At 41.4% G+C, this 8,623-nt stretch carries 3 protein-coding genes; 1 reads left to right on the top strand and 2 read right to left on the bottom strand.

Features of this window, described 5'->3' with window-relative positions:
* The coding region (locus tag RAO94_09470) for a hypothetical protein (protein ID MDP8322564.1) at positions 1 to 193 on the top strand (193 nt) is incomplete at its 5' end.
* A gap of 79 nt (positions 194 to 272) precedes the next feature.
* Here RAO94_09470 and RAO94_09475 read toward each other — a convergent pair.
* Positions 273 to 7,265, bottom strand: a complete 6,993-nt coding sequence (locus RAO94_09475; GenBank protein MDP8322565.1) for a carboxypeptidase regulatory-like domain-containing protein — start codon at positions 7,263 to 7,265, stop codon at positions 273 to 275.
* A gap of 252 nt (positions 7,266 to 7,517) precedes the next feature.
* Positions 7,518 to 8,623, bottom strand: a 1,106-nt coding sequence (locus RAO94_09480) for a T9SS type A sorting domain-containing protein (protein ID MDP8322566.1), incomplete at its 5' end; no start/stop codon positions are given.

Below are 8,623 nucleotides of genomic sequence, written 5' to 3' on the forward strand. Positions count from 1 at the left end.
TAAGTCGAAAGATGGGCTAAGATATACATTGAGTAAAATTGAAATTGCAGGAAGGAAACGAGTGTATATGGATTTGATAAAAAGGCCGGGCATTTACCAGGCGAAAGAGAAATTACCAAATATAGTCTTTGCGATAATTTTGAAGTCATTAATTTCTGCGGAGAGCCATAATTATAATAAAAAGCAATCATAAAAGGAAACCCCGATTTTAGCAACCGGGGTTTGTAAGCAATCTGAAGCCCCTGATAGCAGGGGCTTCTTGTTATTTATTCTTATTTCATCAGGATCATCTTCTTAGTAGAAGTGTATTTTCCTGAAATCATCTTATAGAAATAAATACCAGAGGCAACCTTACGGTTATTATCATCAGTACCATTCCAGGTAACCTGATATGTGCCAGCAGGCATTGATTCATTGATCAGGGTTTTGATTTTTTGTCCCTTAACATTATAAATTTCCATTCTCACCATTCCATCTTCAGCGATAGCATAGTTAATACGTGTTTCGGGATTGAATGGGTTTGGATAGTTATTGTTCAAGGCAGTAACTTCCGGGATCACATTCAAGTCATTGTTGTCATTTGGTGGTGTGAATGTTACTTCAATGCTCTCAGATTCCATATTTGATGAGTAATGAGCACTTACACCAGCGGTATATGTTACTCCACCAGATAAACCAGTAAGCTGGAATTCCATGTCAGTAGTTTGACCTGCCAAATCGTCATCCAGATATACATTATAATAGTCCACATGTCTGTCACGTGCAGCGAAATTACCCATAGATGCCATTACGTATTCATCAACTGTGTTAACTCCATCAATTATTCCAGCCCATCCGGCTGTTGTGAAGATAGTATTTGCTGTCTGAATACCTACATTATTGCCATCATAAGTAGAATAAGCAGCACCATCAGCATTTGGTGTGAGGTAATCAAGGTAAACACCATCACGCATTGCTGAGAAGATATCCTGTAATTGAACTGTCAGACCATCAGTGCATCCGGCACCATCAATATCAGCAAATTCCGGTCCACCCTGAGATGTACCTACAGTGAAAGCATCTTGATTAGCACTGGCAAGTCCCAGATAATCATAAGGGAATTGTCCAGCTGAGAATGCACCAGCACTTGGGTAACGATCCCAGAGGTAATCATGTCCACACAGTACCAGGAATCCGCCATTATCAAGGTAAGTTCCCAGTTCAGCTTCATCATTGGTTGTGAGTGAATTTGATCCCTGCCACTGTTCTCCGCATTCCCAGATAACCAGAGCATAATCTGCCATATAGGCAGCATCAGGTCCATCATCACCAGAAACTGCGATCTCAAATATTTCATAATCAATGCCAGTGGCATCAAGCATGTTTGCATAATATGTCTGAGTATCAGTGAAATCAAGGTCAGCGCTTCCATCATCATCCACAAAGAGGATATTGTCGATAGATGCTCCACCAGCTCCCGGGGCTTCCCAGGTTACAAGTCCAGTTTCATCATCTACTGCCACATTGGATGGAGGATAGATGTTTTCCAGCATTTCCACGTTCATCACCATGGTATCAGTGATCCACGTGTCATTTTCCACATGATCTTCATATCCGTCCATCTGCACTGTCATGTCATACATACCTCTCCAGATTTCTTCCCAATATACTATTCCGTCGGCAACCGTAGCTTCATAAGAATGAATACCGTCCTGGCATTCCAGCGAAACTATTGCACCGTCCATGGGATCGCCACTATTACCTGTAACATTTACGGTTACGGGCACATACATATCAAAGTCGATTTCATTAGAGAAGGAGGGTTCAGAAAGAACATTACCAGTATATTCTACTCTCACGCAATACATATAGACACCCTGTTCCATAATTAGTGGCCAAGTGTTATCTTCATATGTTGTATCCTGAAGTGTTTCAGCTATCAGATCCCAGTCTTCAAAGTTTTCCATATCATCAGCAAAACCACGTAAGATAGTGTATCCGTCCATACGATCCCGACGAGTGTCTGTATCTGAAGCTTTACTGAAACTGTTCAAAGCAGTTTCCTTACTGGTAAAGAGCTCTATTGGGCGTCCCCTGTCTTCGGGTACACCCACATATACATCATCAATATCCCAGCCGTCATACACTACTGAGCCATCAGAACCAAAGTGGAAACGGAACATAACTTCTTCGCCATCATAGGTTGAAAGATCAAATGCTGCCATTACCCAGCCGCCAGAGTTTCCGCACCAGCAGGCTTCACCAGGGATTCCTGAATTGGCAGTAGAGGCCGCATCTTCTGGATAACCAGCTATTGGGGTGATCAATTCCCAGGAAGCACCTTCATCTAATGATATTTTCACATTTCCACCATCCCAGTAGCTCTCGATGTCATACCAGTGATAGAATATCAGTTGAGATTCATCAGAAGGAACATCGATCAGTGGGGTATAAAGTGATGAATTTGCGTTATTAGGATAATCAACTGCTGGCCATGCACTCCAGCAGTTTTCACCACTCCAGGCATTACCGGCGTTACAGCCATTGGCCCATTCCCAGCCAGTTTCTCCCACAAAATCTCCATCATCATCTTCAAAATCAAACATTGAACTAATCGAACCTGCTGGTGAATGCCAGGTAAGCCAGGCATTTCCATCGTGATTCTCTTCTACATATACGTCAAAGGCAGGATACATCATCTCTGTGATCATGCCTTCATAAGTTACTACATCTTCTGTAATATCAATATTATCTTCCAGAGTGGCAAAATTTAATAGTTCTGCTTCCAGATCATAATTGCCTTTCCAGATCTCGGTGATAGTACATTCTCCCTGATCATCAGTAATTCCCTCATATTCCTGATAATTACCGTCAGGATCAGGTTCAGTGGCTTCCAGAGTAACTAAAGAGCCTACTGGAATATCACCGATATTTGTTTCAAGTGCTACTTCCAGGGTAGCATACATATCCTTGCCTACCCAGTTACTGAATGCCGGGTCAGACATGATATTATTAGTATAAACTGAGCGAACACCATAGGTATATACTGAGCCATCTTCCAGACTTACCCAGTTCAGATCAGTATATGTGTTATCTTCTACCAGAGTTATATTTATCTGTTCCCACGTGGGCCAGTTAGCTTCATCACCAAATTCACCACGGATGATATTGTATCCAATCAGTGAACGGTCACGGCGTGTGTTCCAGCTGGTAGTTGTGCTGAATGGATTTGTATTATGAACTGGCATATATCTGGCATTGCCAACTTCCTGAATACCTTGAGGAATATTTGCAGCATGAAGGCTTACAGCTTCCTTATTAGGTATAATATTGCTGAAATCTACTACTGGATTGTCATAGCTTGCAGTCATCTGGCGACCAGTTGGTCCTTGAACAATTGCTCGAAGCATGTAATCCTGATAATTACTATATTCCCAATCAGCTCCACCCGTCACGTTATGATCAAAGCTTCTGCCAACGGTTGGAAAAGTTTCATCAATAGCAATACCTGCACAATCTGGATATACACCACCCTGGATGTAACCAAGGAAGAATTCTGCACTTTCAATTGCTATAGGTTCGTCAAATTCAAATGCTACCCAGTAAAATTCAGTGGGAACCACTTCGACGCTACCCAGCATTTCACCTGGCATTCCAGTTGTTTCATCATAAGCCCACACTGCTGCTGTGAAAGGAGTAAGGACATTTCCGGGAGGATAGGTGCCATTATAAATGTTCATGCTTCCACCAGCAATCCAGCAGGGTCCACCCTGAGCAGTAAACCATACTGCACGTTCATTTCCTTCAGGACCCCAGGCAGATGCATTTTCTGCTTCATCATCATCATAAATGATCTCATATTCCGGCCAGTTACCCGGAGCGATCCAGGTCAGGTCACATTCAGTATCTTCAGTATTTACCTCAGCAAGAACGGCATAAGGTGCATTGATGATCTCAAGCAAAGTGATCATTGGATAATCTATATCTTCATCAGTAACCACAACTTCTTCGCTCCAAATTTGATATTCGTCATAAGCAGCCGTGATAGTATAGGTCCGGTTACCATTCACGCTGCTGATAATGAATTCACCATTAGCATCCGTTACTGTTTCCCAGTAGAAAAGATCATTTTCCAGAGTAATACTCACACCTTCAAATGGTGTAGTGTCTGGAGTATCTGAGGCTGTCACATAACCAGTAATATCCAGAGGATATACTTCTGCAACTACTTCTTCCACTTCAGATTCACCTGAATCATAAAATGCCGTGATACCATAAGTATATGTGCCATCAGCAACATCCATATCTGTGTATTCCAGATCTACTACATCATCAGCTATCAAAGTACCATTACGGTAAACATTGAAATGCTGGAATATTCTTGTTTCAAGTGGTGCCCCTACTCTGAAATCATCAAAAGCAAATCCGGGATAATCGCTGATAATAGTATCAGCAGCAAAATGGAACTGGAACATGGCAGCCTCACCTTCATACATCGTGAGATCAAATGTTGCCAAAACCCAGCCATTAGAATTTCCACAGAATCCGGGTTCTCCTAAACCTATTACATTTGGCAGTGAGTAACCACCATCTGGTTCAATTATCGTCCAGGTTGACCCACCATCAATGGAGATTTTCACATTTGCTCCATCCCAGCTATTTTCACTATCAACACTGTAATAGAAGCTAAGTTGTCCATCACCTGGGATACCGATTTCGCCAGAAGTCAGCATAAAGTTAGCGGAATCTCCATAAAAACCATCTATGACTGTTACCCATGTATGAGTGCCAGAATAAGCACCTAACAGGGTATCTTCACCCCACTGCCAGCCATTGGGATTATCACTTACAAACGCACCATCATCTGCTTCAAAATCATTAAATGTTTCGTCCGCGGGTTCATTCCACCACAGTGATACGTCATCATCTAATACGCTGTAATCCAGCCCTGTTACAGGATTCAGGTTCTCTGTTAACTGGATATCCAATTCATATGGCTCATAGATCGGCACCATTTCATCTTCATAGGTTGCCATATTCTCTTTGGTTACGCGAATATTATAATCACCTTTCCAGATCATGGGGAAGTATGCTTCTCCCATTGCATCTGTAAGAAGTTCGTATTCATTAAGCACTCCATCAGGGTCAGGAGTCTGGCACATGAATTTTGTTTCAGCATCAACTACTGGATTACTAAAGAAATCAGATACAGTTACTGTGGCATTAGTATAGTAATCTCTGGCTACCCAATTACTGATTGCTGCGTCTGCCAGCACGTTATTAGTATATTCCGTTTTTACGGCATATTTATAAATATCGCTTTCGACAAATTCCCAGGAAGGATCAGTATATACTGTATCCATCAAGCCTTCTGCGATCACTTCCCAGTTATCTTCCAGTTCTTCTTCACCTAATAGAAGGCGATATAGATTGTAGTTCTCAATTATTCTTTCATTATTATGAGGTAATAGATTTGCTACAGGTCGGAAATTAGGATTACTGGGATGCATCAATCTGTCTTCCGGCATTCCAATATAAACATCATCAATATACCAGCCTTGATAGACTATTGAACTATCTGAACCAAAATTGAACATGAACATCACATCTTCACCCTGATAGGCACCAATTTCATAGGTTACCATAGTCCAGGTTTGGCTATAGCCATTAAAGCATGGTTCACTATTCAATCCCCAGGCTGTACCTGGATAGCCTCCCACTGGGTCGATCAATGTCCAGTTTGTGCCACCATCAGTAGATACTTTGATATTGCCACCATCATAATTGGTCTCAATATCCATCCAGTGCCAGAATGTGAGTACTGCATCATCTGTAGGAATATTCATTTCCGGAGTTACCAGTTGATAATTGACACTATTGGGATATTGGGCATTCAGGTTAGTACCCCACACATTATCTCCACTAAAGGCACCAGCCATATTGTCAGTACCCCATGCCCAACCTGTGTTGGCTACAAATTCACCATCATCACTCTCAAAATCCCAGAAATTACCAGCGTTGGGATTAGGTCCATGCCATACGACATCTACGATAGTGTCTTCATCATTCTGAGTAGCTATCACATCATAAGCCGGGAATGCTATCTCATTTACTGTGATGTCACCAAGATCAGTATTGCCTGCTCCAATCACTGCTTCTCCCACCAGAATTTCATAACCTTCGGCTTCTACTACCAGCTGATAAGTATTTGAAGAATAAACTGTGTTGATATTAAAGTAACCATCTGCATCTGTGATACCTTCATGAACTCCCATTCCACTTAAAGTCACCAGGGCATTTGCAAGTCCAATATCTGGATAATCTGAGCCTACAACGCGACCTGTCACTTCCACTTCCGGTGCTGGTTGCAGGAAGAAATCCTGATCAGTAGTCTCATCGGCTACAATGATCACAGTTTCAATATCTTCACTATGAGCAAAAAGTGTAGCGTGAGCTTCATAGGTGCCTTCAAAAAGACCCGGGAAGCTGTAATGCCCATTGGCATCTGTAAAGGTATGAAGGCGCTGTCCCATAAGCTCGATAAGCACGCCTTCCAGAGGATCATTATTATCTAGATTATAAGCATATCCTTCCATTGAACCCATACCAGTAGTATTAAAGAAGATCGTTGTATTGGGCACAAAACCTACAAGGTAATTGTTTGCTGGTGGAGTATAGGGATCATAATCTTCCATATCACTATATACATGCATACTGCGATTAGGATAATTTGGTGTATCAGTAACATGGAAAACATCTGAAGGAGAGTAATATACTGTATCCATTACTCTTTCCACCATAACTACCAGGTTTTGACCACTGCTTATGTAAGGATCATCAAATTCTACAAATATTTCCTGTTCGCCAGGAGCAAAATCAAGGTTTCCACCAAATACCTGAGTTAATTCTCCGGCTGGTATCCAGCCACCCGTAAGATCATTGAGCTCAGTTTCGCCTATCCAGATATTGATCGGCATATTGGGTAGATCAGTAGCGAAATTAGTGTAATATTCTATACCGGTAACTGCTCCACCAGAGATTCCCTGTGCCTGCAGCTCTTCAGCATAATAAATAGTTTCACTTAATGAATTCTTATAGTAGAAATTTATCGGGTCTTGATAACTGGTCAAAGCACTATTTGGATCACCAAAAACTGCTTCGATACGTGAATCTGGTAAAGGCTCAGATCCCCCATTATTTGGGATTTCCAGCATACCTGCAGGATCTTTTGCCATAAGGTTTAGTGTCATAATTAAGATAAATAGTAAAAAAAATAACCTTTTCATTGAACCTCTCTTGTCCTCTAATATTTATTTCAAACAGCTATTCTCAAAAATACTGAACATAGCTACTTCATTATTTTAGAGAGGATTTTAATATGTATCTTGTCAAGTGAATTAGTTGAATTGAACTCAGATTAAAAAATACGCCTTATTCGGACAGTTAATGACAAATATTGATAAGTCCTGTAATTATCATATTGATAAAAAAATGAGCCCCTGCCGATCGGCAGGGGCTTAGAATTAAATGTTTAAAGTCTATTTCATCAGGATCATCTTCTTAGTAGAAGTATATCTTCCTGATTTCATCTTATAGAAATAAATACCAGAGGCAACCTTGCGGTTGTTGTCATCAGTACCATTCCAGGTAACTTGATATGTGCCAGCAGGCATTGATTCATTAATCAAAGTTTTGATTTTCTGTCCCTTCACATTATAAACTTCCATTCTCACCATTCCATCTTCAGCCAGTGCATAACTGATAAATGTTACTGGATTGAAGGGGTTAGGATAGTTATTGTTCAAGGCAGTAACTTCCGGGATCACATCCAAGTCATTGTCGTCATTTGGTGGTGTGAATATTACTTCAATGATCTCAGATTCCATATTTGATGAGTAATGAGCACTTACACCAGCGGTATATGTTACTCCACCAGATAAACCAGTAAGCTGGAATTCCATCTCAGTAGTTTGACCAACCAGATCGTCATCCAGATATACATTGTAGTAGTCCACATGTCTGTCACGTGCAGCAAAATTACCCATAGATGCCATTATATATTCATCAACCGTGTTATCTCCATCAATTATTCCTGCCCATCCGGCTGTTGTGAAGATAGTATTTGCTGTCTGAATACCTACATTATTGCCATCATAAGTAGAATATGCAGCACCATCAGCATTTGGAGTGAGGAAATCAAGGTAAACACCATCACGCAATGCTGAGAAGATATCCTGCAATTGAACTGCCAGACCATCAGTGCATCCGGCACCATCAATATCTACAAATTCCGGTCCACCCTGAGATGTACCTACAGTGAAGGCATCCTGATTAGCACTGGCAAGTCCCAGGTAATCATAAGGGAATTGTCCAGCAGAGAATGCACCGGCACTTGGGTAACGATCCCAGAGGTAATCATGTCCACTCAGTACCAGGAATCCGCCATTATCAAGGTATGTTCCTAATTCTGCTTCATCAGTAGTTGTGAGTGAGTTTGATCCCTGCCATTGTTCACCGCATTCCCAGATAACCAGAGCATAGTCTGCCATATAGGTTGCATCTGGTCCATCGTCGCCAGAAACTGCGATCTCAAATATTTCATAATCAATGCCAGTGGCATCAAGCATGTCAGCGTAATACGTCT

The organism is Candidatus Stygibacter australis, assembly GCA_030765845.1.
Lineage (GTDB): Bacteria > Cloacimonadota > Cloacimonadia > Cloacimonadales > TCS61 > Stygibacter > Stygibacter australis.

Excerpts from the sequence above, each read along its gene's own strand:
- RAO94_09475 (MDP8322565.1), bottom strand. The coding sequence starts at position 7,265 with ATGAAAAGGTTATTTTTTTTACTATTTATCTTAATTATGACACTAAAC.